At 69.6% G+C, this 26,652-nt stretch carries 26 protein-coding genes and 1 pseudogene; 11 read left to right on the forward strand and 16 right to left on the reverse strand.

Annotated features, from left to right (window positions below):
• Window positions 1–70 precede the first annotated feature (70 nt).
• The 4 genes and pseudogenes from OHU89_RS26070 (at window position 71) to OHU89_RS26085 (ending at window position 3,507) form a co-directional block, all read left to right on the forward strand.
• A complete protein-coding gene (locus tag OHU89_RS26070) occupies window positions 71–997 on the forward strand; it encodes an SMP-30/gluconolactonase/LRE family protein (protein WP_405646247.1) in 927 nt (308 codons plus the stop codon).
• A 152-nt stretch (window positions 998–1,149) separates the two neighbouring features.
• Window positions 1,150–1,509: pseudogene (locus OHU89_RS26075) on the forward strand (ABC transporter substrate-binding protein); the annotation flags it as partial.
• A 79-nt stretch (window positions 1,510–1,588) separates the two neighbouring features.
• A complete protein-coding gene (locus tag OHU89_RS26080; RefSeq protein WP_405646249.1) occupies window positions 1,589–2,431 on the forward strand; it encodes a hypothetical protein in 843 nt (280 codons plus the stop codon).
• Between the two features lie 23 nt (window positions 2,432–2,454).
• Window positions 2,455–3,507: an NAD-dependent epimerase/dehydratase family protein gene (locus OHU89_RS26085; protein ID WP_405646251.1), complete on the forward strand. Its 1,053-nt coding sequence runs from the start codon at window positions 2,455–2,457 to the stop codon at window positions 3,505–3,507.
• A gap of 9 nt (window positions 3,508–3,516) precedes the next feature.
• Here the strand turns inward: OHU89_RS26085 and OHU89_RS26090 are convergent, their stop codons facing one another.
• Window positions 3,517–3,897, reverse strand: a complete 381-nt coding sequence (locus tag OHU89_RS26090; RefSeq protein WP_405646253.1) for a luciferase family protein — start codon at window positions 3,895–3,897, stop codon at window positions 3,517–3,519.
• 264 nt (window positions 3,898–4,161) lie between these two features.
• Here OHU89_RS26090 and OHU89_RS26095 point away from each other — a divergent pair, with 264 nt between their 5' ends.
• The gene (locus tag OHU89_RS26095; protein ID WP_405646255.1) at window positions 4,162–5,841 is read left to right on the forward strand and encodes a lysyl oxidase family protein; all 1,680 of its coding nucleotides are present in this window, start codon (window positions 4,162–4,164) and stop codon (window positions 5,839–5,841) included.
• A gap of 81 nt (window positions 5,842–5,922) precedes the next feature.
• Here OHU89_RS26095 and OHU89_RS26100 read toward each other — a convergent pair whose 3' ends face one another.
• Entirely contained in the window at window positions 5,923–7,077 is a 1,155-nt protein-coding gene (locus OHU89_RS26100; RefSeq protein ID WP_405646256.1) for a sensor histidine kinase, read from the reverse strand.
• Window positions 7,078–7,191: 114 nt separating this feature from the next.
• Between OHU89_RS26100 and OHU89_RS26105 the strand changes: the two genes are divergently transcribed.
• Entirely contained in the window at window positions 7,192–7,560 is a 369-nt protein-coding gene (locus tag OHU89_RS26105; RefSeq protein ID WP_405646258.1) for a DUF4333 domain-containing protein, read from the forward strand.
• Here the strand turns inward: OHU89_RS26105 and OHU89_RS26110 are convergent, their stop codons facing one another.
• Both OHU89_RS26110 and OHU89_RS26115 read right to left on the reverse strand, forming a co-directional pair.
• A complete protein-coding gene (locus OHU89_RS26110) occupies window positions 7,561–8,661 on the reverse strand; it encodes a cytochrome P450 (RefSeq protein ID WP_405646260.1) in 1,101 nt (366 codons plus the stop codon). It abuts the gene before it with no gap.
• A 151-nt stretch (window positions 8,662–8,812) separates the two neighbouring features.
• Entirely contained in the window at window positions 8,813–9,646 is an 834-nt protein-coding gene (locus tag OHU89_RS26115) for a patatin-like phospholipase family protein (RefSeq protein WP_405646262.1), read from the reverse strand.
• A 103-nt stretch (window positions 9,647–9,749) separates the two neighbouring features.
• On the opposite strand from OHU89_RS26115, the gene OHU89_RS26120 reads away from it, so the two are divergent.
• Together OHU89_RS26120 and OHU89_RS26125 are read left to right on the forward strand one after the other, a co-directional pair.
• Window positions 9,750–10,397 (forward strand): TetR/AcrR family transcriptional regulator, encoded by a 648-nt coding sequence (locus OHU89_RS26120; RefSeq protein WP_405646264.1) that lies wholly within the window; start codon window positions 9,750–9,752, stop codon window positions 10,395–10,397.
• 150 nt (window positions 10,398–10,547) lie between these two features.
• Window positions 10,548–11,666, forward strand: coding sequence for a sugar ABC transporter substrate-binding protein (locus OHU89_RS26125; RefSeq protein WP_405646266.1), 1,119 nt, complete (start codon window positions 10,548–10,550; stop codon window positions 11,664–11,666).
• Window position 11,667: 1 nt separating this feature from the next.
• Here OHU89_RS26125 and OHU89_RS26130 read toward each other — a convergent pair whose 3' ends face one another.
• The 6 genes from OHU89_RS26130 to OHU89_RS26155 all read right to left on the reverse strand — a co-directional run bounded on the left by OHU89_RS26130 (window position 11,668) and on the right by OHU89_RS26155 (window position 18,450).
• Entirely contained in the window at window positions 11,668–12,600 is a 933-nt protein-coding gene (locus tag OHU89_RS26130) for a hypothetical protein (protein ID WP_405646267.1), read from the reverse strand.
• 111 nt (window positions 12,601–12,711) lie between these two features.
• A complete protein-coding gene (fxsT, locus tag OHU89_RS26135) occupies window positions 12,712–16,395 on the reverse strand; it encodes an FxSxx-COOH system tetratricopeptide repeat protein (RefSeq protein WP_405646269.1) in 3,684 nt (1,227 codons plus the stop codon).
• Window positions 16,395–16,982: a toll/interleukin-1 receptor domain-containing protein gene (locus tag OHU89_RS26140; protein ID WP_405646271.1), complete on the reverse strand. Its 588-nt coding sequence runs from the start codon at window positions 16,980–16,982 to the stop codon at window positions 16,395–16,397. The genes fxsT and OHU89_RS26140 overlap by 1 nt, the downstream gene beginning before the upstream one ends.
• A 6-nt stretch (window positions 16,983–16,988) precedes the next feature.
• A complete protein-coding gene (locus OHU89_RS26145) occupies window positions 16,989–17,165 on the reverse strand; it encodes a DUF397 domain-containing protein (RefSeq protein ID WP_405646273.1) in 177 nt (58 codons plus the stop codon).
• Window positions 17,162–18,001, reverse strand: a complete 840-nt coding sequence (locus tag OHU89_RS26150; protein WP_405646275.1) for a Scr1 family TA system antitoxin-like transcriptional regulator — start codon at window positions 17,999–18,001, stop codon at window positions 17,162–17,164. Before OHU89_RS26150 ends, OHU89_RS26145 begins: the two co-directional genes overlap by 4 nt.
• A gap of 125 nt (window positions 18,002–18,126) precedes the next feature.
• Window positions 18,127–18,450 (reverse strand): antibiotic biosynthesis monooxygenase family protein, encoded by a 324-nt coding sequence (locus tag OHU89_RS26155; RefSeq protein WP_405646277.1) that lies wholly within the window; start codon window positions 18,448–18,450, stop codon window positions 18,127–18,129.
• A gap of 51 nt (window positions 18,451–18,501) precedes the next feature.
• On the opposite strand from OHU89_RS26155, the gene OHU89_RS26160 reads away from it, so the two are divergent.
• Entirely contained in the window at window positions 18,502–18,834 is a 333-nt protein-coding gene (locus OHU89_RS26160; RefSeq protein WP_405646279.1) for a recombinase family protein, read from the forward strand.
• A gap of 332 nt (window positions 18,835–19,166) precedes the next feature.
• Here the strand turns inward: OHU89_RS26160 and OHU89_RS26165 are convergent, their stop codons facing one another.
• Together OHU89_RS26165 and OHU89_RS26170 are read right to left on the reverse strand one after the other, a co-directional pair.
• Window positions 19,167–19,865 carry an ankyrin repeat domain-containing protein gene (locus OHU89_RS26165; RefSeq protein WP_405646281.1) on the reverse strand — a complete coding sequence of 233 codons (699 nt, stop codon included), beginning with the start codon at window positions 19,863–19,865 and terminating at the stop codon, window positions 19,167–19,169.
• A 69-nt stretch (window positions 19,866–19,934) separates the two neighbouring features.
• The gene (locus tag OHU89_RS26170) at window positions 19,935–21,533 is read right to left on the reverse strand and encodes an alpha/beta hydrolase (protein WP_405646283.1); all 1,599 of its coding nucleotides are present in this window, start codon (window positions 21,531–21,533) and stop codon (window positions 19,935–19,937) included.
• A 270-nt stretch (window positions 21,534–21,803) separates the two neighbouring features.
• Here OHU89_RS26170 and OHU89_RS26175 point away from each other — a divergent pair, with 270 nt between their 5' ends.
• Complete coding sequence (locus OHU89_RS26175; RefSeq protein ID WP_405646285.1) at window positions 21,804–23,375, forward strand: CBM35 domain-containing protein; 1,572 nt, start codon at window positions 21,804–21,806, stop codon at window positions 23,373–23,375.
• A gap of 72 nt (window positions 23,376–23,447) precedes the next feature.
• Window positions 23,448–24,071: a phosphoribosylanthranilate isomerase gene (locus OHU89_RS26180; RefSeq protein WP_266889766.1), complete on the forward strand. Its 624-nt coding sequence runs from the start codon at window positions 23,448–23,450 to the stop codon at window positions 24,069–24,071.
• Between the two features lie 27 nt (window positions 24,072–24,098).
• On the opposite strand, the gene OHU89_RS26185 is transcribed toward OHU89_RS26180, so the two are convergent.
• From OHU89_RS26185 to OHU89_RS26200, 4 genes are all read right to left on the reverse strand, one after another.
• Entirely contained in the window at window positions 24,099–24,509 is a 411-nt protein-coding gene (locus OHU89_RS26185; RefSeq protein WP_405646287.1) for a nuclear transport factor 2 family protein, read from the reverse strand.
• A 2-nt stretch (window positions 24,510–24,511) separates the two neighbouring features.
• Complete coding sequence (locus OHU89_RS26190) at window positions 24,512–25,318, reverse strand: MBL fold metallo-hydrolase (protein WP_405646289.1); 807 nt, start codon at window positions 25,316–25,318, stop codon at window positions 24,512–24,514.
• 26 nt (window positions 25,319–25,344) lie between these two features.
• Complete coding sequence (locus OHU89_RS26195; protein ID WP_405646291.1) at window positions 25,345–25,965, reverse strand: DsbA family protein; 621 nt, start codon at window positions 25,963–25,965, stop codon at window positions 25,345–25,347.
• A gap of 166 nt (window positions 25,966–26,131) precedes the next feature.
• Window positions 26,132–26,626 (reverse strand): MarR family winged helix-turn-helix transcriptional regulator, encoded by a 495-nt coding sequence (locus tag OHU89_RS26200; protein ID WP_266889757.1) that lies wholly within the window; start codon window positions 26,624–26,626, stop codon window positions 26,132–26,134.
• Window positions 26,627–26,652 lie beyond the last annotated feature (26 nt).

Genomic DNA, 26,652 nt, shown 5'->3' on the forward strand with positions numbered 1-26,652 from the left:
CGGCTTTCCGCCGTGCCGTTGCCAACTAAAGGAACGGTAAACGGAGTTGGATTCCACGGAGGTCCCCACCATGATCCAAAAACCGAGCCGCAGAGCCGTCCTCGGCGGCGCCGCGGCCCTGGCCGCACTGGCGGTGACGGCCGCCCCCGCCACCGCACGGACCGCCGCCTGGCCCACCGAGTTCCCGCTGCCGAACGGCTGGCTGCCCGAGGGCATCGCGATCGGCTCGAAGCCGTACGCCTACTTCGGCTCCCGTGGCACCGGCGGCATCTACCGCGTCGACCTGCGTACCGGCGAGGGCACGGTCCTCCACGCCGGAGCCACCGGCCAGATAGCCGTCGGCCTGAAGATCGACCGCGACGGCCTGCTGTACGTCGCGGGCAACACCGGTGTCGCCCGCGTCCATGACTCGCGCACCGGGGAGGTCGTCCGCACCTTCCAACTGAGCGAGGCCACCGGCCACTTCATCAACGACGTCACCCTGCTCGGCGACCGCGCCTGGTTCACCGACTCCCGCGCCGCCCAGCTCTACAGCGTCCCCCGCGGCCGCGACGGTGCCGTCCGCACCCTCCCGCTCACCGGCGACTGGGTGCAGCTCCCCGACGTCAACAACGCCAACGGTGTCGTCGGCACCCCCGACGGCCGCGGCCTGATCGTCGTCAAGTCGACCCCCGGCGAGCTCTACAACGTGAACCCGAGGACCGGGCACGCCACGAAGATCGCCCTGGTCGGCCAGGACACCGTGGTCAACGGCGACGGTCTGTGGCGCATCGGTCGCACGCTGTACGTCGTCCAGAACCGTCTCAACCTGGTGAGCGTATGGGACCTGGACGCCAAGGCCACCACCGCGACCCTGCGCACCACGATCACCGACCCGCGCTTCGACGTGCCGACCACGGCCGCCCGCTTCGGGGACCGGCTGTACCTGGTCAACGCCCGTTTCACGACCCCGCCGACACCGGAGACGACGTACAACGCCGTCGCCGTGTCCCTGTGACACCCCGGTCATGAGTCCGCCCTCTCCGGCCGCGCCGGAGAGGGCGAACGTCTGCACGCCGGGCGTCAGTTGACGGTACGGCCCCGTCGGTACGCCACCCAGCCGGCGCCCGTCAGGGCGGCCGCGAGGGCGGCTACGGACAGGACGGTCACGCCTACATGCGCGGCAGCGCGGCCGTCTACCTCATGGGCGGCGAGGGCTCCGGCGCCGACTCGCTGATCGAGGCCGTGGGCGCGGTCGACGCGGGCGTCGAGGGCGGCCTGGACAAGCCCTTCACCCCGCTCACCAGCGAGGCGCTCATCGCCGCCGAGCCGGACGTGATCCTGATGATGGACAAGGGCCTGGAGTCGGTGGGCGGCATCGACGGCCTCGTAGACATCCCCGGCATCCGTGAGACCCCGGCCGGCGCCGACCGGCGCATCGTGACCCTGGAGGACGGCGTGCTGCTGAGCTTCGGGCCCCGGACGCCGTTGGTCATCGACATCCTTGTGGACGCCATCCACAGGCTGTGAACAACGCGTCGGCAACCTGCCCGTCGGCCGGCGGCGACCTGGAGGTGAAGTCCCCACCCCACGAAGGGAGTTCACCCCCATGCGCACCCGCATCGCGCGTTTCGTCACCATCCTCACCGCCCTGCTGGCGGCGGCCTTCACGACGGCCGCCCCGGCCCAGTCGGCCGACAACTGGAACCCGCCGTCCAACCTCGTACAGCCACTGGGCGAGGTCTGGAACCACGTCGAGTCGACGTACCCGAACCTCTACGGCTTCCGCAATTACGGCTGGGACCAGGTCATGGCCAACAAGGGGAGCATCAACTACTGCGTCCGCTGGGAGTCCGACGCCCCCGTCAGCACCGCGCTGCGCGACCAGATCCACGCCCAGCTGAAGAAGCAGTTCGGCAAGTGGACGGCGGCCATGCTCGACAACGGCACGGGCACCAACGCCTGGCCGTACACCAATGTGCCTGTCAACATCGTCGGCTGGGCGGTGAAGAACCGCTCCACGCTCCAGTGGACCGACAACTCGGTCGACATCTACGTCAACAACCTGGACGGCGGCGGCGCCCCGCAGTGCGCGCCCGACTGCGGCCGCTTCTTCCACCAGGACGGCAACTACTCGAAGTGCCCCGGCGGCGTCACCCGCCACTACGACCAGTCGCTGTGGCTCACCAAGGGCTTCCAGGGCGGCGCGGGCGGTGACTGGGGCCAGCGGGTCGGCCAGGAGTACTTCACCGGGGCCCTCGGCCAGGAGAACATCCACATCTATCTCCACGAAGTCGGCCACACCTTCGGGCTCGACGACTTCTACGACTGGACGCCGACCGGCCAGTGCTGTTTCCTCATGAAGGCCGGATCGGCCGCGCAGATCACGGAGTTCGACAAGTGGATGGCGCGTGACTTCTGGCGTCATCTGAAGAGCCGCTACGGGCTCTGACCTGTTCTGTCCGAGGAGCGCGGGTGGACGACGTGGAGAGGACCCCGGTCCTGGTGACCGGCGGCAGCGGCTTTGTGGGCAGCCACTTGGTGAAACGGCTCCTCGAGCGCGGCCATCGGGTCCGTACGACGGTCCGCGCCACCGCCGACTCGCCGAAGACCAGGCCCCTGCGGGCGATGCAGGCCGAATTCCCGGACAGGCTCGACCTGTTCGAGGCGGATCTGCTCGCCGAGGGCTCCTTCGACGAGGCGGCTCAGGGCTGCGGGACCGTCTTCCACGTCGCCTCCCCGTTCCTCGTGCCGGAGAGGATCAAGGACGGCCGGAAGGACGTGGTGGAGCCCGCGCTCCTCGGCACCCGCAACGTGCTCGGCACCATCGACCGCACCCCGGCCGTCCGCAGGCTCGTCCTCACCTCCACCGTCGGCGCGATCTTCGGCGACTACGCCGACGTACTGGAGATGAAGGACCGGATCCTCACGGAGGAGTACGTCAACACCACCAGCACGGTGGAGAACAACCCGTACCACTACGCCAAGACGGTCGCCGAGCAGGCGGCCTGGGACGCGGCGAAGGCACAGGACCGCTGGAGCATGGTGGCGGTCAACCCGGGCCTGATCCTGGGCCCTTCGCTCACCCCCGCCTCGGAGTCCGGCAGCCTCTTCCTCCTGGAGGAGCTCTTCAACGGCTACTTCTTCTACGGCGCCCCGGACTTCAGCTTCACCACGGTCGACGTGCGGGACGTCGCCGACGCGCACATCGCCGCGGCGGAGAACCCGGAAGCGCACGGCCGCTACATCCTCGCGGCGCCGACCATGACGTCCTTCCACGACATGTCCCGCATCCTGCGCGCCGAGTACCCCAGGGACCTCCGGCTGCCGCGAACCCGGCTGCCCCACTGGCCGGTTCGCGTCCTCGGCCCGGCGTTCGGCCTCACCCAGGACTACATCCGCAAGCACCTCGGCATCCGCTTCGAAGTCGACAACAGCCGCAGCATCGACGAACTGGGCCTCACCTACCGCCCGATCGAGGAGACGGTCCTGGACCACTACCGGGCCTGGCGTGAACCGGCGGGGTGACGGAACCGCTTACGCCGGTATGTCGCGCGGTACGACCGTCACCCGCCGGAAGTTGCACGTGGCCGCGGCCTCGCCGGCCTGTCCCTGATACGCCTTGAGGGCCATGCTGACCAGGCTCAGCAGCAGGTCGACGTCGGTGTCGCAGTCCAGGTGGACGGTGACCCAGCGGGAGCCGGGGACGAGGTGGATGGCGGTGGACCCCTGGAGGTCCCTCGCGAAGCGCTCGATCGCGCGGCCGGTCAGATGCAGGTCCACGTCCCGGTCGGAGTGGAAGTGCACGATCTCGCCATGAGGGGAGCGCAGGGCCCGCCCGGTCCCGCAGCTGGGGTGCCCCGTGCGGAGGTCGGGCCAGGCTTGGAGGCGCTCGAAGGCGCGCTCGGCGAGAGTCATGAGCCCATCGTCGCCTGCTCACCCCCGCGCAACCAGGGGTTGAGGGAAAAGTAACCGGGGCGTGAGGTGCGCGGGCGGCCGCCGCCCGATCGATTGATTTCCGTCCCAACAGGCAACCTGAACACCCTCTTTACCGGTCTCACAGGTCGCTCACAGGTGTGCCGGAGTGCACGTGGGGCGCATGGGGGTGCGTCCACACCGTCGGCCGCCCGTGGGTTGTCCAGTCCGATGCCCCTGACCAGGGCACTCGCAGACGAGGAACCGATGACCAGTCAGCAACACCGCAACCGCGGCCGCTGGAAGCGCCCTGCTCTCGCCGCCGGCGCCGCTCTCACCGTCGTCGTCACCGCCGCCGGAGCGGCACCCGGCGCCGGGGCCGCGCAGGCCGCCACACCCGGCAAGCCGAAGCTCAAGCTGATCGCCGCGTCGAACTCCGTGACGCTCGACCGGTGGGAGGGGGAACCCGGGGTCTACCTGGACCTCGGCACGTATGTCACCGTCGACAACGCGCCCCTGGAGTTCAAGGTGACGCGCAAGTCCTACAAGGACCCGATCGTCGCCAAGCAGGTCTTCCGCCACGACGGCACCACGACGACCAAGGCGCTGCCCACCGGGCTCGTGAAGGACTTCTCGGGGCTCCCCGGGTTCCTGGAGGTGTCCGTCAAGGACGCGAACGGGAGCGAGGTCGCCAAGAGCAAGGGGAACTTCTGCCCCAACAACGCCTCCGGCCGGCTCCGGCCGGACGCGCCCGCCACCTCGCACTATCCGGAGAGCTGCCCCACCAACCCGTTCACCCTCGGGTCGGTGTGGGGTGTCGAGAAGGGCTGGGCGTCCAACTCCAGCACCGTCGACTACGACAAGCCCGTGGACCTGCCGGTGGGTGAGTACACCGCGAAGGTGTCCGTGGCGAAGAAGTACCGGGATCTCTTCGGGATCCCGAACGACTCGCCGACCATCAAGGTCACCGTCCGCAAGCCCAGCGAGAACGGCGGCGTCGGCCGGGGCATGGCCGCCCACCAGGGCGGCGCGCACGGCTCGGCTCACGGGTCGGCCCAGGGGATGGCCCACCACTACGGCCCGCGCGGCGCCGACGAGCCCACCCCGGGAGCCCTCTCCCACGCCCTGGAGGACCGTGGCCTCGCCCACCACCTGGGCGACGGCCGCGGCCACACCGACGGCTCGCGCATCGCGGCCGCACTGCGGCCCAACAGCACCCGGCCCACCGGACGGGCCGGTGTCCCGGCCAACGTGCCCAAGCCGGACCTGCGTTCCCTCCCGGCGTGGGACATCGCCATCACCGACGGCGAGGACGGGGACGTACCCGGCAAGGACTACCTGGCCTTCAGCGCCAACGTGTGGAACGCCGGCCCCGCGCCCCTCGTCGTCGACGGCTTCCGCAAGCCGGGCGCCGATCTGATGGACGCGTACCAGTACTTCTACGACGCGAACGGCAAGCAGATCGGCTACACGCCCACCGGCACCATGGAGTGGGACCCGCGCATCGGCCACGAGCACTGGCACTTCACCGACTTCGCCAGCTACCGGCTGCTGAGCGAGGACAAGACGAGGGAGGTGCGCAGCGGCAAGGAGGCGTTCTGTCTCGCCAACACCGACGCCGTGGACTACACGGTGAAGAACGCCAACTGGAAGCCGTACAACACGGACCTGTCGACCGCGTGCGGTGAGCAGAACTCCATCTCGGTGCGTGAGGTCCTCGACGTCGGCTCCGGCGACACCTACACCCAGTACCGCCCCGGCCAGTCCTTCGACATCACGGACCTGCCGAACGGCACGTACTACATCCAGGTCATCGCCAACCCGGAGAAGCGCCTCCAGGAGACGAACCTGAACAACAACGTCGCCCTGCGCAAGGTGATCCTGAGCGGTGAACCGGGCAAGCGCACGGTCCAGGTACCGCCGCACGATCTGATCAACGCGCCGTAACCGAACGGCTTGTCACCGGCGCGGGTGTCGGGCGGTGCCCCTTGCGGGCACGCGGCGACACCCGCGCCCCGTTCGCCTCGGTCATTCGGCCGAGAGCGGGAACGCGGCCCTGATCTCCCACCCGTGCCCCGCACGCGGTCCGGCCGTCAGCTCGCCGCCCAGCGCCGTCACCCGCTCCTTCAGCCCGACCAGCCCGAAGCCACCGCCGTGCGCCGCGTCCGGGAGCTGGGTGCCGCCCCGGCCGTCGTCGGCCACGGACACGGTCAGACGGCCGCCGTCGAGGCCCAGCCGGACGCTGACCTCGGTCGCGTCGGCCGCGTGCCGTCGTACGTTCGTCAGCGCCTCCTGCACGACCCGGAAGGCCGCCGCCTGCACCTCGTGCGGCAGGTCGTCCGGGACGCCTACGCGGTCCAGGGCGGCCTTCTGGACAGGACCGCCGAAGCGTTCCACCAGGTCCGCGATGCCGACGAGGTCGCCCACCGGGCGCCGGTCGGCCTCGTCCGCGTCCCGCAGCACGCCGACCGTGCGCCGCATGGACGCCAGCGCCTCCGTGGCAGCGCCCTCGATGCCCGCGAGGACCGGGTCGAGATCCTCGGGCTGGGTGGTGGCCATCATGCGGGCCATCTGGGTCTGGACGAGGATGCCGGTCACGTGATGGGCCACGAAGTCGTGCAGGTCGGCGGCGATGGCGAGGCGCTCCTCGCGGCGGGTGTCGGCGACCGCGACGGTACGGCGGTAGTCGAGGGACCGCAGATAGGCCGCGAGGGAGGCGACGAGACCGGCCACCACCAGCCCGACCAGGACATAGCCCGGCGCCTCGCCCGTGGTCAGGTGCTGGAAGAAGCGGACGGGCTGGGTGAGCACGGCGGCCAGGTCCAGCAGACCGCACACCACGGCCCAGCGCGGCGGACAGTGCCGTACGGCGATGAACAGCAGACACAGCAGGACGGCGACCTCGCCCGGGCCGAAGGGCGCGACGCGGTGCAGGACGAGCGACGACGCCGTGTACAGGAGCGAGGCCAGGGCGGGTACGGCGGTGCGCAGCTGCGGGGTGAGCCAGTCGGGCTGCCGTGCGGCCGGCCACAGCAGCGCGGTCAGGCCGACGGTGAGGACGGCCGCCGGCCGCCAGACGCTGTAGCCCGTGTCGTACGCGCTCAGCACGTCGACGAGGCACAGTGCGAGCAGCGCGCCCACGACGGCACCGCGGGCGCAGCCCCGTGGGGAAGCGGACTTCATGGGGATCACCGTATGCGCGCCGGTCCCGCCGCGGGATCGGCCGAACGGCCGAGGAGCGAGACTGGGGTGAGGGGCGAAGCTGGAGGTCCCTCGCACCTCAGGAGTACGCACGCCATGCCGGACAGCAGGTTCCTCCTCGGTGTCGTCGGCGGTGCCGCCACGGTGCTCGTCCTCGGCGGGGTCGGCACCTATCTGCTCTCGAACACCGAGTCGACGACTCGGCTGGACGTGTACGACACCGTCACGGTCGACGGCCACAAGGCGCTCGCTGCGAACATCGTCGCGGGCCGCACCGAGAGCCTCTACCACCCGCTCCCCTGGGTCGGCGTGAAGGTCCACGTCTCCTGCCCCGAGGGCCTGAAGGCCCAGGCCGGGGCGACCCTCACCTGCACGGGCCGGCGCACCGACGGCACGACGCTCGACATCCCGGTGACGGTGGTGAGGGCGACGGACACACACATCACCTGGAAGTTCGAGCGCTGATCAGCCGAACCGCAGCGGCAGCTCGGCCAGCCCCCGCAGCAACGTGCTGCTGCGCCAGGTGAGTTCCGCCGGGTCGGTCGCGAAGGCGAGCGCGGGACGGTGTCGCAGGAGCAGTCGTACGGCGATGGAGGCCTCCATACGGGCCAGCGGGGCGCCGAGACAGTGATGCAGGCCGTGCCCGAAGCCGAGGTGGCCGGTCGTGCGCCGGGTGATGTCGAAGCGGTCGGGATCGGGGAAGCGGAGCGGGTCACGGGAGGCCTCGGCGAGCGACACGAGCACCGTGTCACCGGCGGCTATGCGGACGCCCGCGAGCTCCAGGGGCTCGGCGGCGTACCGGAACGTGGTGGTGTGTACGGGTGAGTAGTGGCGCAGTGCCTCCTCGACGGCGGACTCGGTCAGGCCGGGGTCGTCGCGGAGGAGGGCGAGCTGGTCCGGGTGGGACAGCAGCCCGTGGAGGGTGGCCGAGATCAGGTTGACGGTCGTCTCGTGACCGGCGACGAGGAGCAGGAAGGCCATGCCGAGGAGTTCCTCGCCGTCGAGCTCTCCCGCCAGGTCGCCGAGAAGGGTTCCCCTACGTCCGGTCAGCTCGGTCAGACACGCGGTCAGCGCGGCCCCCGCCGCGGCCGCCGCCTCCGGCGAGGTGGGCATGACCAGCTCGTTCGACCAGGCGTGGAAGCCGTCCCGCTCCTCGGCCGGAACCCCCAGCAGCTCGCAGATCACGGTGACGGGCAACGGCAGCGCGTAGTGCCCGACGATGTCCACGGTCCCCTGCCGGGGCAGTACGGCGACCAGCTCCCCGGCGATCTCCTCGACCCGCGGCCCCAGCGCACCGATCCGCCCGGCGCTGAAGTGCCCCGCGATCAGCCGCCGCAACCGCGTGTGCTGCGGCGGATCGCTCTGCAACATGTTCCGCCCGAGCGCATGCCCGCCGTCGCTCTCCCAGGACGCGGAGTACCGGATGTCATTGCACAACCGAGGATCGGTGAGCGCGCCCCGCGCAACATCCCACCCCACGACCAGCCAGGCTTCGCCGCTGCCGGGGACGTGGATGCGATGGACGGGACCTTGGGTGAGGGGGGTGAGGGGGGTGTGGGGTTGCATGAGAGATGCCTTCCGTTTCGTGTTTGTCAGCCCGTCCGGCGTTTGAGGACGAGGCCCTTTCGGGGCCGACAGCGGGGGTCTGGGGGCGCAGCCCCCAGGGATGGGACGGGTTGGGGCGGCGGGGGCGAGAAAAGCCCGGCGCGCACCCCCGCTACCCCTGCCACACCCCACCCACCGCCTCCACGGCCCGCTCCGCCTGCGCCCGCCCCGCCAACGCCGCCCCCACCCGATGCGCATCGGAGGTCAGATCCCGCCCCATGGCCCGCCGCGAGGCGGCATCCGGCACGAGCAGGCTGACAACCGCACCCCCGGCACGGAGCTCGGCCGCCTGCCGCTCCGCCCCGGGATGCGGCCCGACAGCCTTCGCGACCGGCGCGACGGCCAGCACCCGCTCATACCCACGGGCCAGTTGGAGATTGGCCGTGGACCGACTGCCCCCGTCGATCCAGCGCCGCCCACCGACGGAGACAGGAGAAAAGACCAACGGCACCGCACAACTCGCGGCGACCGCCTCGACGAGCGAGACCTTCGCATCACGGTCGAACGCCTCCACGACCCCCGTACGAGCGTCGACCGCGGCGATCCGCAGCCCGACCCCCGGCCACTCCTCCACCCCCCGCAGCACCTGCCGCACCAGCGGGAGCACATCGCCCCCGACCCCCGCGGCCAGCGCGGCCCGCCCCAGCCGCCGTACGGACCGCTCGGGATCCCGGGACCCCAGCGCCGCCCACAGAAAGCGCGCCGTCTGTGCCGCGGTCACGCTCAGGACCAGCCGGTCGGCCCCGCTGAGCTGACGTTCGTACAGCTCACGCGGCGGCTCCCCGTAGGCCAGCCGGGTGCCGAAGATCGCCCCGGCCGAGGTGCCGATGACGACGTCGGCACGGGCGAGGTCGACACCGCCGTCCGCGAGGCCGGCCAGCACCCCCGTCAGCCACGCACCCCCGACCGGCCCCCCGCCGCCGAGCACCAGTGCCGTCCCGCCCATGCCACGCCCCTCCCGTCAGAAGTGGGGAGCACTCCCCACTTCGTGTTCCGAAGATAGCATCACGACCGGGGAGTGCTCCCCACTTGGGTACGGAGGGCAAGACATGGGCGCACTGCGACGCGACGCGCGGCGCAACCGGGAACTGCTGACGGAAGCGGCGCACGACGTCTTCACCGAGCAGGGCCTCGACGCGCCACTGGACGTGATCGCCCGCCGGGCCGGCGTGGGCAACGCGACCCTCTACCGCCACTTCCCGACCCGCGCCGCCCTCATCGACGCCGTCTTCCGCGACCAGCTGACCGGCACGATGACGGCGGGCGAGGAGGCGAGAGGCGCCCCGGACGCCTGGACGGGCCTGACCGCATACCTGGACGCCGTGTTCACCACCCTGGCCGCCGACCGCGGCACGAACGACCTCATGACCACCCGCGTGGACGGCGTCGACTCCCTGGCGGCCGTGCACGCCCACAACCGCGAGACGCTGGAACTCCTCCTGCGCCGCGGCCACGAGGAGGGCACCGTCCGCCCTGACGCCACCGTCGAGGACGTCCTGTTCACCCTGGCCGCCCTGGGCCGCGCGGTCCCCGCCCTGACCGCCGCGACGGCCCCCGACGCCTGGCGCCGCCCGCTGGCCCTGCTCCTGACGGGCCTGCGTACCGACGCGCTCCGCTCACCCCTGCCGGGCGCGTCCCTCACCCCCACTGAACTGGGCGACGTACTCCAGGAGTTGGGCCCGCACCGCACGACGTGAGGGCGGACCTGCCGCCCGGCTGCCCCCTGACTGGTCAAATGTGAAACAAGGCGTGGTGGGTAGGGGAGATTCGGTACCGGTCTCCTGTGAGCGGTTTTGGCGCGAGACGCTCGAAGCGCTCTGCCGCTCCACTGCTCGGAAGGCTCGTCAGTGAACGTTCGTACCACCCCCCACAGAACCGCCCTCCTCACCGTCGCCTCGGCGCTGCTGCTCACCTCCTGCGGTGTCGTCGACGCCGTCAGCGGAAGCGAGAGCTCCGCGAGTCCGAAGAAGGGCGACGACATCACGGTGGGCCTGCTCCTGCCCGACAAGGAGACCAAGCGCTTCGAGAAGTTCGACTACCCCCTCATCAAGACGCGGGTCGCCGACCTCACCCACGGCAAGGGCACCATCCGTTACGCCAACGCCCTGGCGAGCGCGGACAAGCAGAGCCGGCAGTTCGAGCAGATGATCGCGGCCAAGGTGGACGTCGTCCTGGTGGACGCCGTCGACGCCAAGGCCATCGCGCCGGACGTCCAGAAGGCGAAGGACGCGGGCATCCCCGTGATCGCGTACGACCGCCTCGCCCAGGGTCCGATCGACGCGTACATATCCCACGACAACGAACTCGTCGGCGAGGTGCAGGCCCGCTCCATCCTGGAGGCGCTCGGCGACAAGGCCGAGTCCAGCAAGATCGTCATGATGAACGGCTCACCCGCCGACCCCAACACGGCCCGCTTCAAGGCCGGCGCGCTCAGCGTGCTCGCCAATCACGTGGTCATCGCCAAGTCGTACGACACGGAGGAGTGGAAGCCCGAGATCGCCAAGGCCAACATGAACAAGGCCATCCAGGCCGTCGGGCTGAGCGACATCTCCGCCGTCTACTCCGCGAACGACGGCATGGCGGGCGCCGTCATCGACGCGATGAAAGCCGCCGGCGCCACCAAGATCCCACCCGTCACCGGCCAGGACGCCGACCTCGCGGCGGTGCAGCGGATCGTCTCCGGCGAGCAGTACATGAGCGTGTACAAGTCCTTCATCGAGGAGGCCAACGGCGCCGCGGAGATGGCCGTCGCCAAGGTCAAGGGCCGCTCCATCGAGTTCGACTCCCTCGCCACGGACTCCGTCGACAGCCCCACGGAGCAGGACATCCCGTCGATGCTGGTGCCGGTGGTCGCGCTCACGAAGTACAACATCAAGGACACGGTGATCCGGGATGGGGTGTACACGGTGAAGGAGATCTGTACGGCGGATTATGCGGCGGACTGCGCGGCGGTCGGGCTGACGTAGCTCAGGCCGGTTCGGAGCTCGGCTGCGGGAGCTCGGTGTCGTCCGTGAAGAGTTCCTCCACGTCCGTGACCGTACCGGCCCGGTCGAGCCAGTCGTCGAGGCGGGCGAGGTCGGTGCAGGACGTGATGCGTTCGCGTGCGGTGTCGGAGACGGGGAGGCCGCGGACTTCGAGGACGCGGAGGATGCCCCTGGCCTCACCGGCGGCTTTGCCTGCGGCCCTGCCCTGGTCCTTGCCCTCGAGGTAGGCCTTCTCCATGACGTGCCCCCGGCCGGGGAAGTAGTTGACGAAACCCATGATGTTCCTCCACTTGTCACCGGCAGGAGTCTCTCCCAGCGTGACGTCCAGGAATTGGTAGAAGTAGTCGGCGGCTTCCCCGGTCATGCCCGCGAGGGCCTGACCCATCGCGTCCAGTATGGCGTCGGCATCGGGGCTGTTGGCGTGTGTCAGCGCGGAGAATGCAGCCATTGCCGGTTTCTCGGCTGCTGTTCTGGCATCTGTGATCACTGGAAGGTTGTCCGGCCCGATGACCAGCGGGTAGGTCCGCTGGGCGGTCCAGCCGCGCGTCTCGCAAGTGAAGGGCCCTGCGGCCCACTTCGCCGTCGTCCGGTCCCGGCAGACCACGAGCAGTAGCACCGGCAGGCGGTACTTCGACTGGAGATACGCGACGTAGTACGCCCAGCTTGCCTCCTTCTTCGGATCCTGCTTCCCCTGAGCCTCGACGGCGAGCAGGAAGTCCTCTCCGTCGGACGGGCCCACGCGCAGCACGGTGTCGACGTGGCGTGCGAGAGGTCTGGTCTCCGTGGCGTCGCCGGTGACGACTTCGACGGTCGCCTTCTCAGGTAACGGCAGACCGAGCATCCTGAAGACGGGCGTGAGGATCTCGGGCCGCTCCTGGAACATGCGGTGCATGCCCTCGTGGGCTGAGGTGACCATGGATGTCACGCAAGCCGATCAACGGCTGGGATTTCCAGAAGATCGGAAGTCGTTCACTCCTTCGGGGACGGCAAAAACGTTCGGCCGAGGTCAGGCCGAGCCGCTGAAGGGTCAGGTCGATTCCGGGGGCGCCGTGCTTGGCTGCTGTGCGCCCTGGGCGTGCCGTTGGCCGCCGAGGACGTCGATGGTGTGCAGAGTGTCGAGGTGGTCCTCGCCGAGTACCCGGCGTTGTCGGCCGAGGGCATCCTCGGCCAGCGCGCGGGACCGTTCCGTCTCTCCCAGTGCGTCGAGATAGATGGCGAGGTTGCCGGCGGTGAGCAGGGTGTCGGGGTGGTCCTCGCCGAGTACCCGGCGTTGTCGGCCGAGGGTGTCCTCGGCCAGCGCGCGAGCCTGTCCGGCCTCTCCCAGTTCGGACAGGTGGGTGGCGAGGTTGCCCGCGGCGATCAGGGTGTCGGGGTGGTCCTCGCCGAGCACGCGGCGTTGTCGGTCGAGGGTGTCCTCGGTCAGCACACGGGCTTCGGAGTTGTTGCCCAGGTCGGCCAGTCGGATGGCCAGGTTGCCGGCGGTGCGCAGGGTGTCGGGATGGTCCTCGCCGAGCTGCCTCCGTCGCTGAGCCAGGATGTCGGCTTCCAAGTTGTGGGCCTGTATGTACATATGCGTCTCGGCGTAGGCACGGGCCAAGTAGGCGGCTGCCCACATGGTGTCCTCGGCATCGGCGCCGAACTGATGAGTCCAGATCTCGTGCAGGTCCTGCAGGCGAGGCAGCGCGGTGTGGGTATCGCCGCGATCCATCAGATACCAGCAGGCCTCACAGGCCGCGTACCGGGCGCGCTGTGTGGTGAGGTCGGTGGGGCTGACGGCGAGGAGATGGGGCAGCAGTTCGGGCCAGCGCGGCCACGTCTCCGGATTGGCTGCCTTGCCGGGGTAGGCCGCGGCCAGCAGGGTGCCGGCGAGACGGACAGATTGTGCGCGTCCTCCGGGAGGGAGCTGATCGACAAGGACGGCCTGGGTCAGGCGGTGTACTTGGATGCGGCCACCGGCCACTCGGGCCAGTCCGGACTGTTCCACGGCCGTCAGGATCCGTCGGAAGACCCGTGGGTCGGCCAACTGCCGCACCAGCTCTTCAGCGTCATCATCCCCCCCTGCTTCGGCCTTGCCCGAGGCGCAGGCGTGCACGGGAAAGGGCTCCGGCGCCAGCAGGGAACATGCCAGCAACAGCCGGACCGCCTCGGAATCCTGGCGCGCCAGCTTCGCCAGGCTCCGTTGCAGCTGTGTGGCCAGCGGGCTGGGGTAGTCGAAGGGGGTGCCGTCGCTGACCGCCGCGTCGGCGTGGTGCTCCAGCTGCTGCAGGTACTGGTCCGGGGTGAACAGGTACAGGGCCTCCGCGCCCTGCGCCAGCGCCAGCGGCAGATCGTCCAAGGCTGCGGCGAGCCGATTCGCGTCTCCTTCGCTCAGGTTCCGGCTGCGGGAGCTCAGCAGGGCGATCGACTCGGTGCGGTCCAGGACGTCGACGTCTACCGAAGAGGCGACCTGGTGCCAGAGCGGGTTGCGGGAGGTGATCAGTACGTGCCCCTCACCGGCCGGTAGATGCTGGGCGAGTACGGCCGGGTCGTCGGCGTGGTCGAAGACGAGCAGCCAGCGCGACCGGGTTCGCAACTCCTCGTGGAGCATCGTCACCGCCCGATCCACAGAAGTGCTGGCGGCGGCAGAGTTGCTGGCCACGGCGAGCCTTGCCAACTGGCCAGGAATCGGCTCGCCGGCGTCCACCCACCACACCAACTCGTACTCGCCACTGAACCGGTGGGCGTACTCGATGGCCAGCTGGGACTTTCCCACCCCGATCCGGCCGCTCAGCGCTAGCACCGCCGCCGCCCGACGCTCCGTCAGCCGGGAACGGACCTCCACCAACGCGTCGTCCCGGCCGACGAAGTTGGTACTGCGAGCGGGCATGTTCCACACCGCCGGCAGGCTGCCCGGCAGCCGAGGTCCCTTACTGGCTGTAGCCTGCCGGACGTCGGGCGCGCCACTCGGCGCCCCGAGGGGGATGCCCACCGCCCGCAGCAACTCGGTCCGTGCCGAGTCGTCGTCCAGCCCGGACAGGTTCGTCTCCGGCAGTCCCCGCAGAACCCCCGGCCCTACGGTGGCGTCGATGCGCACCGGGACAAGGTTTTCCCGTGCGGCGAGCATGACGTCTGCTCTTGCCGTCGTGAGATGGCGGCCCTTGAAGTACGCCTGCGAGAACAGGGCCAGGGTCCGGTTCTGCTCCTGGGGCCGTGCCAAGCGCTCGAAGAAGTCGCCTTCCGTCGGCTCGCGCACCATGTCCAGCCCGATGCGGTATCCGGCGTCCTTCAGCTGCCAGGCCACCCACTCGGCCCACGCCTGATCCGCACCTGCATAGGAGATGTAGAGGATTTCGTCCGATGAGGGCACCATGCTCAGCGAGCCGTCGCCCCGAATCCTCTCCTTGATCGTTCTCGCGATCCCCGGCAGGTTGGCCCCGGAGAGGACATAGGGCGGGATCGACTGGGCGATGGGCAGATCGCGCAGCAGATGCCGGGGCATGATGACGGGGAACAGCGTGCGGTCCGTCTGCTCGTCCAGGGTCTGGCGCAGGAAGTAGTTCAGTTCGGCACGCTGCTGTGAACTCACGGCGTCCCTGGCGAGCAGGACGAAGTGCCGGCAGGTGTCGATGACCGGACGCAGGTCGTCCGCCGGCGTCTGTGTGCCGAGTGGGAGTGAGTAGACGCAGGTGACGTTCTCGTTCGTCAGCAGCTCGGCCAGTTCCTCCGCCTGGTCGTGCGTGTTCGACGCGTTGCTGATGAAGACGTCGTGCTGGTAGTGCCCTCCACGGCGCCCGGTCCTGATCGCGGCCTCGACATACGAGTCGCGGCTCTCGGTGAAGAGCCGCACGTCCTCCAGGCTGCGCGCGATCAGTGCTGCGATCGACGCGAGGCTGTAGCTGATGAGCTGAGGGTTCCTGAAGTCCTCGGTCAGGACCGGGAGTTCCTCGCCGAACGACCAGTACGCCGAGTACGGCACAGTGCAGTGATCCAGCACCCGCTCGACCGCCGCCCCCTCCGGAACCCAGGCGTTGTAGCTGGACTTGAGCGCGGGCTGGAGTTTCCGGCGCCAGTCCGCCGCCCGCTCGTACTCCTCGCTCATGTCGAACCGGCAGAGCAGGGGGAGCGTGAGGAGACGGGACCGGTCGTACGGCAGCCCGTTGCGCGCCTTGGCCGCCCGGGTCACCACGTCCAGCACACCGTCGACGTTCTGCTGGTTCGCGGTGAAGGCGTACGCCAGGATGTGCGGCAGCTGGGCCGTGCAGATACCGCCGGAGTCCGAGATCCCGGTCCTGCTGTCGACGAAGATGACGTCGTACGAGTCGATCCAGCGCCGCCGCCAGTCCTCCAGCACGTTGCCGAAGTCCTGGTTCTCGTACAGCGCGTCCCAGTCGATGCCCTGCACGTTCGGGATGTAGTCGCTGCCGACCCCGCCCGCGGCGATGAGATCGAGTCGCGAGCCGTCCGGGAAGGTGACCGGCGTGATGTGCCCCAGTGCGTCCACCGGCTGCCCGTCGCGAGCGCCCAGCACCATTTCCACCAGGCCGGTTTCCGGGGTCTCCATATGGGGGCGGAAGTAGTAGTGAAGGCCGGGGGCCTCCAGATCCCAGTCGATGCAGAGGACCTTGTATCCCCACTGGGCGAGCAGCGTGGCGGTGTTGGAGAGCAGAAAGCTGCGGCCCACCCCGCCCTTGTAGGAGTAGAACGTCACGACCTTGCCGTCGAGTTTGTTCATCACAACCTCGGCAGACGGCTCTGGGGGATCTTCGTATAGGGATCCGGACGGTCCACCGGCCAGCCCGCCTGCCACTCCGGCGCACAGTCGAGGAGCGACGCGATCTCCTCGGCCACGGTCCGCATTTCCTTCTGGAACGCCACGTAGTCGGGAGTGTTCCGGAACTGCTCACCGTCGTGCCCGTACTTGCTCAGGTCTCTGCAGTGCTGCGTCGCCTGGGCATCGGGGTGGAAGTGGTCACCGTCCGCGAACCTGATCGGATAGATCAGGGTCGGCGCCTGACCGTCGGTCTCCTCCAGGGCCGCCTGGCGCTTCCGCATGCTCGTCCACTCCGCCATGCACCATTCGGAACGGAAGTAGGGCGGCGACCATATCGCCACGAGGCAGCGGCTTTTCAGGAGGGCGTTCTCGAGTTTGTCCGGCCATTGCGTTCCCACCGGTATCTCGTAATCCACGAAGATACGAGGGTCGTTGGGGAGCACGTCCTCCAGGGACTTCGTGAGCTCTTCCTGGAAATGGTTCTTCACCCAGCCTTTTACGTGGCCCTTGTGGCTGTAACTGATGAAGACGTCGTACTCGTAATCCACCCCGCGCTACCTCTGGGCGACAAAGGCGGCCCAGGCGTCCGGAGCGACGGCGAGCTGCGGACCGGACGGGTTCTTGGAGTCACGGACGTGCACTGCGGTGGGCTGGGTGGCGATCTCCACGCAGGCACCGCCTTCGTCACCGCTGTAGCTCGACTTGAACCACTGAAGTGCCGTGTCGCTCATCGCTCTCCCAGCAGAAGGTCCAGCAGATCCCTCGTGTCCTCGGGGGTGAGGGCCTGTGACCGCAGCATCGCATATTTCTGGTTGAGGATCGCCACCTCGTCCTGATCCGCGATGAGTTGGCTTCCGCGTTGCGTTTCCATGTAGGCGAGACGCTGGTGTTCCGGGGTCTCCAGGAGGATGAACGGCCCGTTGAGCCCTGCATGTGTGGTGCGCTTCAGCGGCAGCACCTGGAGCATGAGCCCCGGGAGTTCGGAGCACGAACGCAGGTGCCGCAGCTGCTCGACCCAGACTTCCGTCCCGCCGATGGGCGCATTCACGACCGGCTCCCAGATCACGAAGCTGGTCATCGGCCGGTCCATCCGGTGCAGGATCGCCCGCCGCTCCGTACGGCCCGCCACCAACTGCGCGATCTCGTCCTCGGCGTAGACCGGCACGCGGCTGCGGAAGACGGCCTCCGCGTACGCGTCCGTCTGGAGCAAGCCGGGCAGCACCTGGCTCTCGTACCACGAGATGGCGATCGCCTCTCGCTCCCGCTCCAGAAACTCCTCCGCCCACAGCGGGACGAGATCCACCTCCGGCATCTTGCTCAACGCGACCGACAACGCCCCCTTCGTATCAAGGAGTTCATCGAGCCGCGAGGCGACGTCCGGCATCAACCGCCGTCTGCCCTGCTCGATCGAGGCGACGGTCTGTTCCCCGAGACCGAGCATGTCGCCCAGCTGCTGCTGTGTGTACCCGGCGGCCGTCCGGAAGACGGCGAGCAGCGCGCCCACCATCCTCATCGCGGAGGCGTTCCTGCGTGCGGTCCGTGAGCGTGGACCTGTCGTCGTTCCCATGGCGTTGAACTCCCCCGCCGCGCCCGTACGTTCACCGCGACACACCCGTACAAACGCGTTGTACGGGTGCGCGCAGGGTTCCATGATGGACACGGAGAGTGACTCGCGTCAGGGGAACGCCGGGATCAGCCCTCCTTGGGCCCGGCGGACTGCACCACCTCGAAGGACCACAGCGTCGCCCCGGACGCCGCGGGCTTCTGCGCGCCGCCGCCTCCGCCGCTGCCGTGCGAGGCACCCATGTTGGACCGCCACTTCTCGAAGTCCTCCTCGGAGCGCCACCGCGTGTACACGAGGTAGGTGTCGGTGCCCTCCACGGGGCGGAGGAGCTCGAACCACTCGAAACCGTCCGAGCCCTCCACCGCGCCGGCCCGGGCGGCGAACCGCTTCTCCAGCTCCGCGCGCTGCTCTTCTGGGACCGTGAGTACGTTGATCTTTACCACGCTAGGCACATGACACCTCTCACAAACAGGGGCCCAGACTGGGTCCCTAACCTGGACTCCGTGCGCGCAGTCTCCTACATCAGGCGATCAAAGAGCCGTGAGGACGACTCCGCATCGTCTCCCGAAGCCCAAGGAACCAGGTGCGAAGCGCTCATCGCCGCGAAGGGTTGGGACAATGCCGGCCACTTCGCTGGCGTAGGCAAATCCTGGTGGGACCCGAAGGTGATCCGGCCCGAGTTCGAAGAGATGATGGCCGCCGTTCGCGCAGGTCACGTAGACGCAGTGGTCGTCTTCTCGCTGTCCCGCCTCACCCGTCAAGGCGCCCTCGAAGCGATGCTGATCAACGAAGAGCTTGCCGGACACGGGCAGCCTCCAACGGGCGCCGAGGGGTGAGCAGTCGCGGCCGTCGCAACAGGGACGACGGCCCGAAGAAGAGGCACCGGAAGTGCGAGGAGGAAAACGCCCCCGTGGAAGAACCGGAATCAGACGCGCATCAGACGCACGTCACCAAGGGGATCACCACGGGGTCAGCGCAGGATCAACGACAACACGAAGCCGGGCGTCGGCACAGGTCGATGACCAGGCGTCGCACAAGCGGCTTGTGAATCATGGACAAAGTTGTACAGCAGCCACAGCCCCCACCAAGAGGCGTCTTACTTCCTGGTCCGGTCCGGTCCGGACCGGTCCGGACCGGACCGCGTCCGACATCCGGCAGGAGCCTGCCGTCAGAGCGTCCCACCCTCCTGAAGCCGCACCCCGTCCACCGTGACCAGGTCCGTCCGTTCCGAGCCGCCGACCACTCGCACCCAGCTGTCCACGCTCAACTCGCTGCCCTGGAGCCTGATGTGGAAGCCGCCGTACATGCCGGGGACGGGGAACCAGAGGTGGGGGATGTCGAGTTCCGTCAGGACCGCCGGGTCCGGGAGGCGTAGTGCGTGTCGGGTGGCGAGGTCGTCGGTGCCCGTGCCGCCGCCCGAGCGGTGGTGGATCAGACGGTGGAGGTGGGTGCGGAGGCGGTCCAGGGTGTCCTGGGGCTGCGGGTGGCGGTAGGCCGGTGACAGCAGGGCGACCAGGTGCTGGTGGCCGCGTTGTACGGCGATGTCCACCGGGCGGGTGCCGTCCGTGGAGCGCAGGGTGCGCCAGGCGCCGCGGGCGAGGAGGCGGCCCACCGTTTCGACGTCGGCGCCGTGCCAGGCGGCCTGGTGCAGGGGGCCGTAGGCGCTACGACCTTCCAGACGCCCGGAGTTGATCCATTCGGGGTTCTCGTCGAGGACCCGGAAGGCGGTCTCCCAGTCACCGCTGTGCGCGGCGTCGGACAGCCGGTCCCGCTCCGCCGCCCACTTCTCCTTGATGGAGTCCCGGCGGACGACCCCGTCCCACTGCGCGCTGCTCTCCACGGCCATGGCGTCGAGTCTACGGATCATGAGGACGAGGCCCGGTGGGACCCATGGACGAGGCGCCGGCCCGGACAACGGACCGGCGCCTCAGAAGAGTCAGCGCAGGGTGCCGATGCGTTCCACCCGGTCGCTCACCCCGTTCCGCAGCTCACTCAGCGTCGTACCGGAAGGAGCCACCGTGGGCGTCGACGACGGCGGCTGCGTCTCGTCCGCGCAACTCGCCCCCCGCTTCGGGACCTTCAGGTCGACCAGGTAAGCCGTCACCGCGTCCGTCGCGCACGCGCTGCGCCCGAACGCCGTGTGTCCTTCGGCCTTGAACGTGAGCAGCCGCCCGTTGTCGAGCTCCCGCGACAGCGCCACCGCGTCCCGGTACGGGGTGTCCGGGTCACCGGTCGTGCCGAGGACCAGGATCGGCGCGGAGCCCTCCGCCTCGAAGGGGCCGCCGTAGCGGCTGACCTGCTCGCCGGGCCACTGGACGCAGGCCGTGGCGTGCTGGTGGTCGTAGGTCGGCGGGCCGAAGGCCATGGCGGGGCCCAGGAGGGGGGCCAGCCGGGCGTTGGTGGTGACCTCGCGCTTCAGACGGGCCGCGCTGTCCGGGTAGTCCTTGTCGACGCACTCGACGACCACGTTCGGGCCGAGGAAGTCGAAGCTGGCCGGGGACGGCGGCCGCAGCAGGAAGGACGTGTTGTCGCGCAGCTGCGCCTTGCGCATGGCCTCGCCGAGGGCGGGCCAGATGACCTTGCCCTCGTTGATGTTGAACATCAGGCGGTACACGAGGGTGTAGCCGTTCGCCCGGCCGCCGCTCGCGGTCACGACCGGGTTCGCGTCCAGGTCCGCCTTCAGCTTCTCGAAGGCCGCGCGCGGGTCGCCGTCGCCGAATCCGCAGGTCGACTGGTCCGCGGCGCACCAGTCGAGGAAGCGGCTCATCGCGCCGTCCAGGGCGAGGTACTGGGTGCGGTCGTAGGCGTACGGCTGGTTCGCGTAGCGCTCGGGGTCGTACGCCCCGTCGAGCACGAGGGCCCGCACCCGCTCCGGGAACAGGGACGCATAGACCGTGCCGATGTAGCTGCCGAACGAGCGGCCGTAGTACGTGAGTTGTTCCTCGCCGAGCGCCTGGCGCAGCAGGTCGATGTCCCGGGCGACGTACTCCGTGCCCACATACGGCAGCAGCGCCCCCGCGTTGTCCTGGCACGCCTGGTCGAAGGCGGCGGCCTGGCGTACGGCGGGTTCGTAGGCGTCGGGGCCGGGGACGCCCTTGGCCGCGGTGACGGCGGCCGTGTACGTGGGGTCGTCCCAGCACTGGAGGGGTGAGCTGCGGCCGACGCCCCGCACGTCGTAGCCGAAGACGTCGAAGGAGTCGCGCAGGTCGGCCGGCAGGTCGGCGTAGTTGTTGCGGACGAAGTCCACGCCGGAGTTGCCGGGGCCGCCGGGCTGGAGGAAGAGGGTGCCCTTGCGTTCGGCCTGGTCAGTGGCCTTCTTGCGGATGACGGCAAGGGTGATGGTGGTGCCCTGCGGGTCGTCGTGATCGAGCGGCACGGCGGCGTTCGCACACTCGAAGCCGCCCTGGCAGTCCGCCCAGGCAAGGGTCGGTACCGGGGCCGGGGCGGTCCGGGCGGGTGCTGCCTGGACCGCCCCGGCCCCGGCTATGACGAGCGCGACCGCCGCCGCGCCGACGGTTTTCAGTGGTCTGAGCACGGTGTGTTCCCCCTGTAGCTGATGTGACACCAAGAACCCGTGGATGAAGAGGAGTTCGAGGGGTTTCCAGTTCCACAGGGAACGCACAGTTGTTTCCGGGATGTCTCCCTCGACGTTCTCTCATGTGAACAGAAATCAGCTACCGGACTATTGACGTGCTCAGGCCAGCACTCCTACCTTCCGGGGGAAAGCGCTTTCCAAGCCTTGCTTCGACACACCCGCTCCACCCCTCTGGCACGACCCGCACCGTCCTGGAGATGGAGATCTACGATGCACCTGAGACCCGCCATAGCCTGCGCAGCCCTTCTCGGCGGCACCTTCGTCGCCCTGTCCGGCCCCACCGCACAGGCCGCCACCGCCCGCTACGAGGCCGAGACCTCCCCGGCCGTCTGCACCGGCGCCATCGAGAACAACTGGACCGGCTACTCCGGCAGCGGCTTCTGCAACGCCACGAACGCCACCAGCGGCTACGCCCAGTTCACCGTGACCGCACCCGCGGCCGGCACGGCGACCGTGGCCGTCCGCTTCGCCAACGGCACCACCACCGCCCGGCCGGCGAACATCATCGTGAACGGCACGACGGTCAGCACGGCCTCCTTCGAGGGCACGAGCACCTGGACGGGCTGGACCACCAAGACCCTGACCGTGCCGGTGAATTCGGGCAGCAACACCATCCGGCTCAGCCCGACCACCGCCGACGGCCTGCCCAACGTCGACTACCTCGACGCCACGACCGCCGACGGCGGCACCACACCTCCCGCGAGCGGCGCGCTCTACGTCTCGCCCAGCGGCACCGCGGGCGCGGCCGGCACGATCGACGCCCCGACCACCCTCGCCTCGGCGATCAGCAAGGTGTCCTCGGGCGGCACGATCTACCTGCGCGGAGGGACGTACAACCACTCCGCGACGGTCACCATCCCGGCCGGCAGCAACGGCACCTCGTCCGCCCGGACCACCCTCGCCGCCTACTCGGGTGAGAAGCCCGTCCTCAACTTCTCGGCGCAGACCGAGAGTTCGTCCAACCGCGGGCTTCAGCTCAACGCCAACTACTGGCACATCAAGGGGCTCGTCGTCGAGCGCGCCGGTGACAACGGGATCTACGTCGGCGGCAGCAACAACGTCATCGAGCGCACGGTGACCCGCTACAACCGTGACACCGGGCTCCAGCTCGGCCGGATGGCCTCCACCACCCCGAGCAGCGAGTGGCCGGCCAACAACCTGATCGTCAGCGCCGAGTCGCACGACAACGCCGACTCCGACGGCGAGGATGCCGACGGCTTCGCCGCGAAGCTGACGACCGGCAGCGGCAACGTCTTCCGGTACGCCGTCTCCCACAACAACATCGACGACGGCTGGGACCTCTACACCAAGACCGACACCGGAGCCATCGGCCCGGTGACCATCGAGGACTCCCTCGCCTACGACAACGGCACCCTCAGTGACGGCACCACGGCCGGCAACGGCGACCGCAACGGCTACAAGCTCGGCGGCGACGACATCGCGGTCAACCACATCGTGAAGCGCAGCATCGCCTTCGAGAACGGCAAGCACGGGTTCACCTACAACAGCAACCCGGGCAAGATGACGATCTCGAACAACCTGAGCATCGCCAACACCGAGCGCAACTTCAACTTCGACGCCGGTACCTCGGTGTTCCGCAACAACACCTCCTGCAACAGCGGATCGTCCGACCGGTACGTCGGTGACGCCGACAGCTCCAACCAGTTCTGGTCCGGCACCAACGGCTCCCGCTGCTCCGCCTACTCCGGGGCCCTGGCCTGGTCCTTCGCCTCGGACGGCACGCTGGTCGTGACGATCGGCGGCACCAAGGTCACGCTGTAGGACCACGTTCGGCGTGTGAGGCCCGGGTCCCCGATCCGGGCCTTCCGCGCGCGATACGGCAGTCTGGGACCCGTGAGCGAGAACTCCAGCGAAACCCTGTTCATCAAGATCTGCGGCCTGAAGACCGAGCGGGACGTCGACACGGCCGTCGAGGCGGGCGCCGACGCCATCGGCTTCGTCTTCTCCCAGAGCCCGCGCCGTGTCGACGCCGCCACGGCCCTCCGGCTCAGCCGCCGGGTGCCCGAGCACGTCCTGACGGTCGGCGTCTTCCGCAAGGAGCCCCTGGACTTCGTACGCGCCATGGCCGACGAGTCCGGCATCGGGGCCGTCCAGCTGCACGGCCCCGAGGACCACGCGTACTACGCCGACCTCGCCACCGGCGACTGGACCCTGATCCGCGCCGCCGCCTTCGGCGACTCCGTGCCCCGCGTGGGTGAGTACGGCGAGGACATGCTCCTGCTCGACGCCCCCGTCCCCGGTTCCGGCATCGCCTGGGACTGGTCCAGCAAGCCCCTCGCCGCCCCCGGCGAGAAGTGGCTCCTCGCCGGCGGGCTCACCCCCGACAACGTCCGGGTGGCCGTCGAGGCGACCAGCCCGTGGGGCGTCGACGTCTCCAGCGGAGTGGAACACGCCCGCGGCGTGAAGGACCCCGCCCTGATCACGGCCTTCGTCAAGGCGGCCCGCCCGCTGGGCTGACGCGGCAGGAGGCGGGTTCCGCCCTGGTCAGTCCGTCATCGCCTCGCGGACCAGTGCGGTGTCGACGAACTGCTCGAACCGCACGATGAGACCGCCGCGTACGACGAAGTGGTGGGCGACGCGGACGTCGATCGGTTTGCCGGTGGCCTTGTTGGTCGCGGTGTAGCGGGCCAGGACGACGACGTTCTCGCCGTCGACGACGTAGGTGTCGTCGTGGGCGGCCCAGCCGTCCCAGTCCTGGCCGAGCTTTTCCATGACGTTGGCGGTGACGCCGTCGGGGGTGCGGTAGGTGCCGGCGAGGGGGAAGCCGGCCATCTCCGTCCACTCGACGTCGGGGGCGAGGGTGGCGCGCAGGGCTTCCAGGTCGGCGGCGGCGGAGGCCAGGTACTGACGGCGTACGACGTCGGCGGGCGCGGTGGATGTGGTGAAGTCGTTCATGGTCAGCCCCACTTCATCTCGCCCTTGGCGACCTTCGCGCCGATCTGGGCGGCGATCAGCATGCCGTTGTCGGGGTAGCGCGCGATGAGCGCCTCGGTCAGCGCGGCACCGTCGGCCGCCTTGGCGAGCTCCTCCTCGAAGGCGAGGAGGTAGTCGCGGGTGGCGGTGATCGCGGACGCGTCGGCGGCGGTGCCGGGCAGGCGGTGGCCCGGGACGACCAGCTGCGGGTCGAGGGCGGCCATCTCGTCCAGGAGCTTGATCCAGGCGGTCCGGGAGGCGGGGGTGGCGGTGTCGGCGACCCAGACGTGTTCCTGCTGGAAGAGCAGGACGCCGCCGAGGAGGGCGCGGTGCTCGGCCTGCCACAGGTAGTGGCGGTCGGGCAGGTCGGCGGTGCCGCCCTTGAGTTCGAAGCGGTGGCCTTCGAGGGTGAGGTCGCCGGTGAGGGGGGTGAGGTCGACCAGGCGGGTGGGCAGGTTCGGGCCGAGGGCGGCCCAGGCCTTGAGCTTGCCTTCGTAGGAGTGCTTGATGTGGTCGATGACGATGGGGGTGGCGACGAAGGCCGCGTCTGGGAAGGCGTCGGCGATGACTTCGGCGCCGAAGTAGAAGTCGGGGTCGGCGTGGGAGACGAACACGGTGGTGAGCTGCTTGCCGGAGTCGAGGATCTCGGCGGCCAGGCGGTGGCCGTCGGCGCGGGTGAAGGCGGCGTCGACCAGCAGCGCCTCGGTCTCGCCGGTGACGAGGGTGGCGGTCTTGTTCTTGCTGCCGGCCGGGAAGTCCAGGTCGAGGATCTTGAAGGAGAGCGTGCTCATGCGGGGGCTCCTCAGGGGGATGGGGTTCAGCGGGTGGTGGTCAGGGTGGTCAGCCGGCGGTCGATCTCGTCGGCGGTGGCGTGGCCGTGGGCCAGCACGGCGATGGAGTCGCCGTCGACCGCCAGGAGGGTGGGGAAGCCGGTGACGCCCAGCGCGGCGCCGCGGCGGAAGTCGGCCTCGGCGGCGGCCCGCGTTCCGGGCGCCTCGAAGGCGGCGACGACGGCATCGGCGTCCAGCCCGGCCGCCTGGGCCACCGTGCGGTAGGTGGCCGGGTCGGACAGGCTCAGGCCGTCGACGTAGAAGGCGTCCTGCAGGGCCGCGGCCAGCTCCGCCGCGCGGTCGGGGGCCACCTGGCGCAGGGCGGCGACGCCACGGGCGGCGGCCTCGGAGTCCATGACGAACGAGCCGTCGGCGATCAGCCGCTCGTAGCTCTCGCCGAACTCCGCATCGGTCAGCTCGGCGATCTTGGCGTTCGCGCCCTGGACGTAGCCGAACTCGCGGATCGGGACCCGGCGCGGTCCGGTGAACAGACCGCCGGAGACCACCTCCACCGGCAGTTCGGGGTGGCGGGAGGCCGCCGCGCGGAGCGTCCCGGAGAAGCCGTGGGACCAGCCGCAGTAGGCGTCGAAGACGTAGACGAGCCGCATGGGAGACCTCGAGAGGGTGTGGCACCCGCCGGTTGCGAGCGATTCACCTGACAAAACAGTAACTGACGTGTCAGATATTTCCTGTCACGTGTGACAGCTGCCACACCTGTGGCTCTCCCGCCATTAGAGCAAGGCGTCCGCCCGGCCGCAGCTCGGGGCGCCGGTGTCAGGGCAGGCGGGGGAGGATGTCCCGCGCCGAATGGCTCAGGATGCGCAGGTCCTCCGCGAACCGCTCGCGGTCCTCGGCCGGGAGCGGGGCCACGAAATACCGGCGGATGTTCTCCACGTGCACCCGTGCGGCGGCGACCGCGGTCTCCTCGCCCCGGGGTGTCAGCCGCACCAGACGCCCACGCCGGTCACCGGGATCCTCGGCCCGCTCGACCAGGCCCGCCGCCTCCATACGGTCCACCAGCCGGGTGGCGCCGCCGGTCGTCAGCACCTGCTCCTGGGCGACGGCCCGCATCGACAGTCCCGGCTCACCCGCCCGGCCCAGGATGAGCAGCACCTCGAACATGAGATGGCTGATCCCGCACTCCACCTCCAGGGCCCGCCCCAGGATGTACTCCAGCCGGTTCGCCGCGCCCTGCAGCCGCCCGAAGGCGAGCACCAGCTCATTGCCCGCGGCCTCCTTCGCCGTCGAGATCTCCACCCGCTCGTCCACGGCCCAGCCGCCCTTCTCCTCGTCCC

It is taken from the genome of Streptomyces sp. NBC_00019 (assembly GCF_045041015.1).
In the GTDB taxonomy this organism is placed as follows: Bacteria; Actinomycetota; Actinomycetes; order Streptomycetales; family Streptomycetaceae; genus Streptomyces.

Coding starts and splice junctions, on each gene's coding strand:
- OHU89_RS26190 (WP_405646289.1), bottom strand. CDS start 25,318: ATGAGCACGCTCTCCTTCAAGATCCTCGACCTGGACTTCCCGGCCGGC.
- OHU89_RS26115 (WP_405646262.1), bottom strand. CDS start 9,646: ATGGGCGGGACGGCACTGGTGCTCGGCGGCGGGGGGCCGGTCGGGGGT.
- OHU89_RS26080 (WP_405646249.1), top strand. CDS start 1,589: ATGCGCACCCGCATCGCGCGTTTCGTCACCATCCTCACCGCCCTGCTG.
- OHU89_RS26120 (WP_405646264.1), top strand. CDS start 9,750: ATGGGCGCACTGCGACGCGACGCGCGGCGCAACCGGGAACTGCTGACG.
- OHU89_RS26110 (WP_405646260.1), bottom strand. CDS start 8,661: ATGCAACCCCACACCCCCCTCACCCCCCTCACCCAAGGTCCCGTCCAT.
- OHU89_RS26145 (WP_405646273.1), bottom strand. CDS start 17,165: ATGAGCGACACGGCACTTCAGTGGTTCAAGTCGAGCTACAGCGGTGAC.
- OHU89_RS26185 (WP_405646287.1), bottom strand. CDS start 24,509: ATGAACGACTTCACCACATCCACCGCGCCCGCCGACGTCGTACGCCGT.
- OHU89_RS26090 (WP_405646253.1), bottom strand. CDS start 3,897: ATGACTCTCGCCGAGCGCGCCTTCGAGCGCCTCCAAGCCTGGCCCGAC.
- OHU89_RS26130 (WP_405646267.1), bottom strand. CDS start 12,600: ATGGTCACCTCAGCCCACGAGGGCATGCACCGCATGTTCCAGGAGCGG.
- OHU89_RS26095 (WP_405646255.1), top strand. CDS start 4,162: ATGACCAGTCAGCAACACCGCAACCGCGGCCGCTGGAAGCGCCCTGCT.
- OHU89_RS26070 (WP_405646247.1), top strand. CDS start 71: ATGATCCAAAAACCGAGCCGCAGAGCCGTCCTCGGCGGCGCCGCGGCC.
- OHU89_RS26175 (WP_405646285.1), top strand. CDS start 21,804: ATGCACCTGAGACCCGCCATAGCCTGCGCAGCCCTTCTCGGCGGCACC.
- OHU89_RS26150 (WP_405646275.1), bottom strand. CDS start 18,001: ATGGGAACGACGACAGGTCCACGCTCACGGACCGCACGCAGGAACGCC.
- fxsT (WP_405646269.1), bottom strand. CDS start 16,395: ATGAACAAACTCGACGGCAAGGTCGTGACGTTCTACTCCTACAAGGGC.
- OHU89_RS26165 (WP_405646281.1), bottom strand. CDS start 19,865: ATGATCCGTAGACTCGACGCCATGGCCGTGGAGAGCAGCGCGCAGTGG.
- OHU89_RS26100 (WP_405646256.1), bottom strand. CDS start 7,077: ATGAAGTCCGCTTCCCCACGGGGCTGCGCCCGCGGTGCCGTCGTGGGC.
- OHU89_RS26195 (WP_405646291.1), bottom strand. CDS start 25,965: ATGCGGCTCGTCTACGTCTTCGACGCCTACTGCGGCTGGTCCCACGGC.
- OHU89_RS26105 (WP_405646258.1), top strand. CDS start 7,192: ATGCCGGACAGCAGGTTCCTCCTCGGTGTCGTCGGCGGTGCCGCCACG.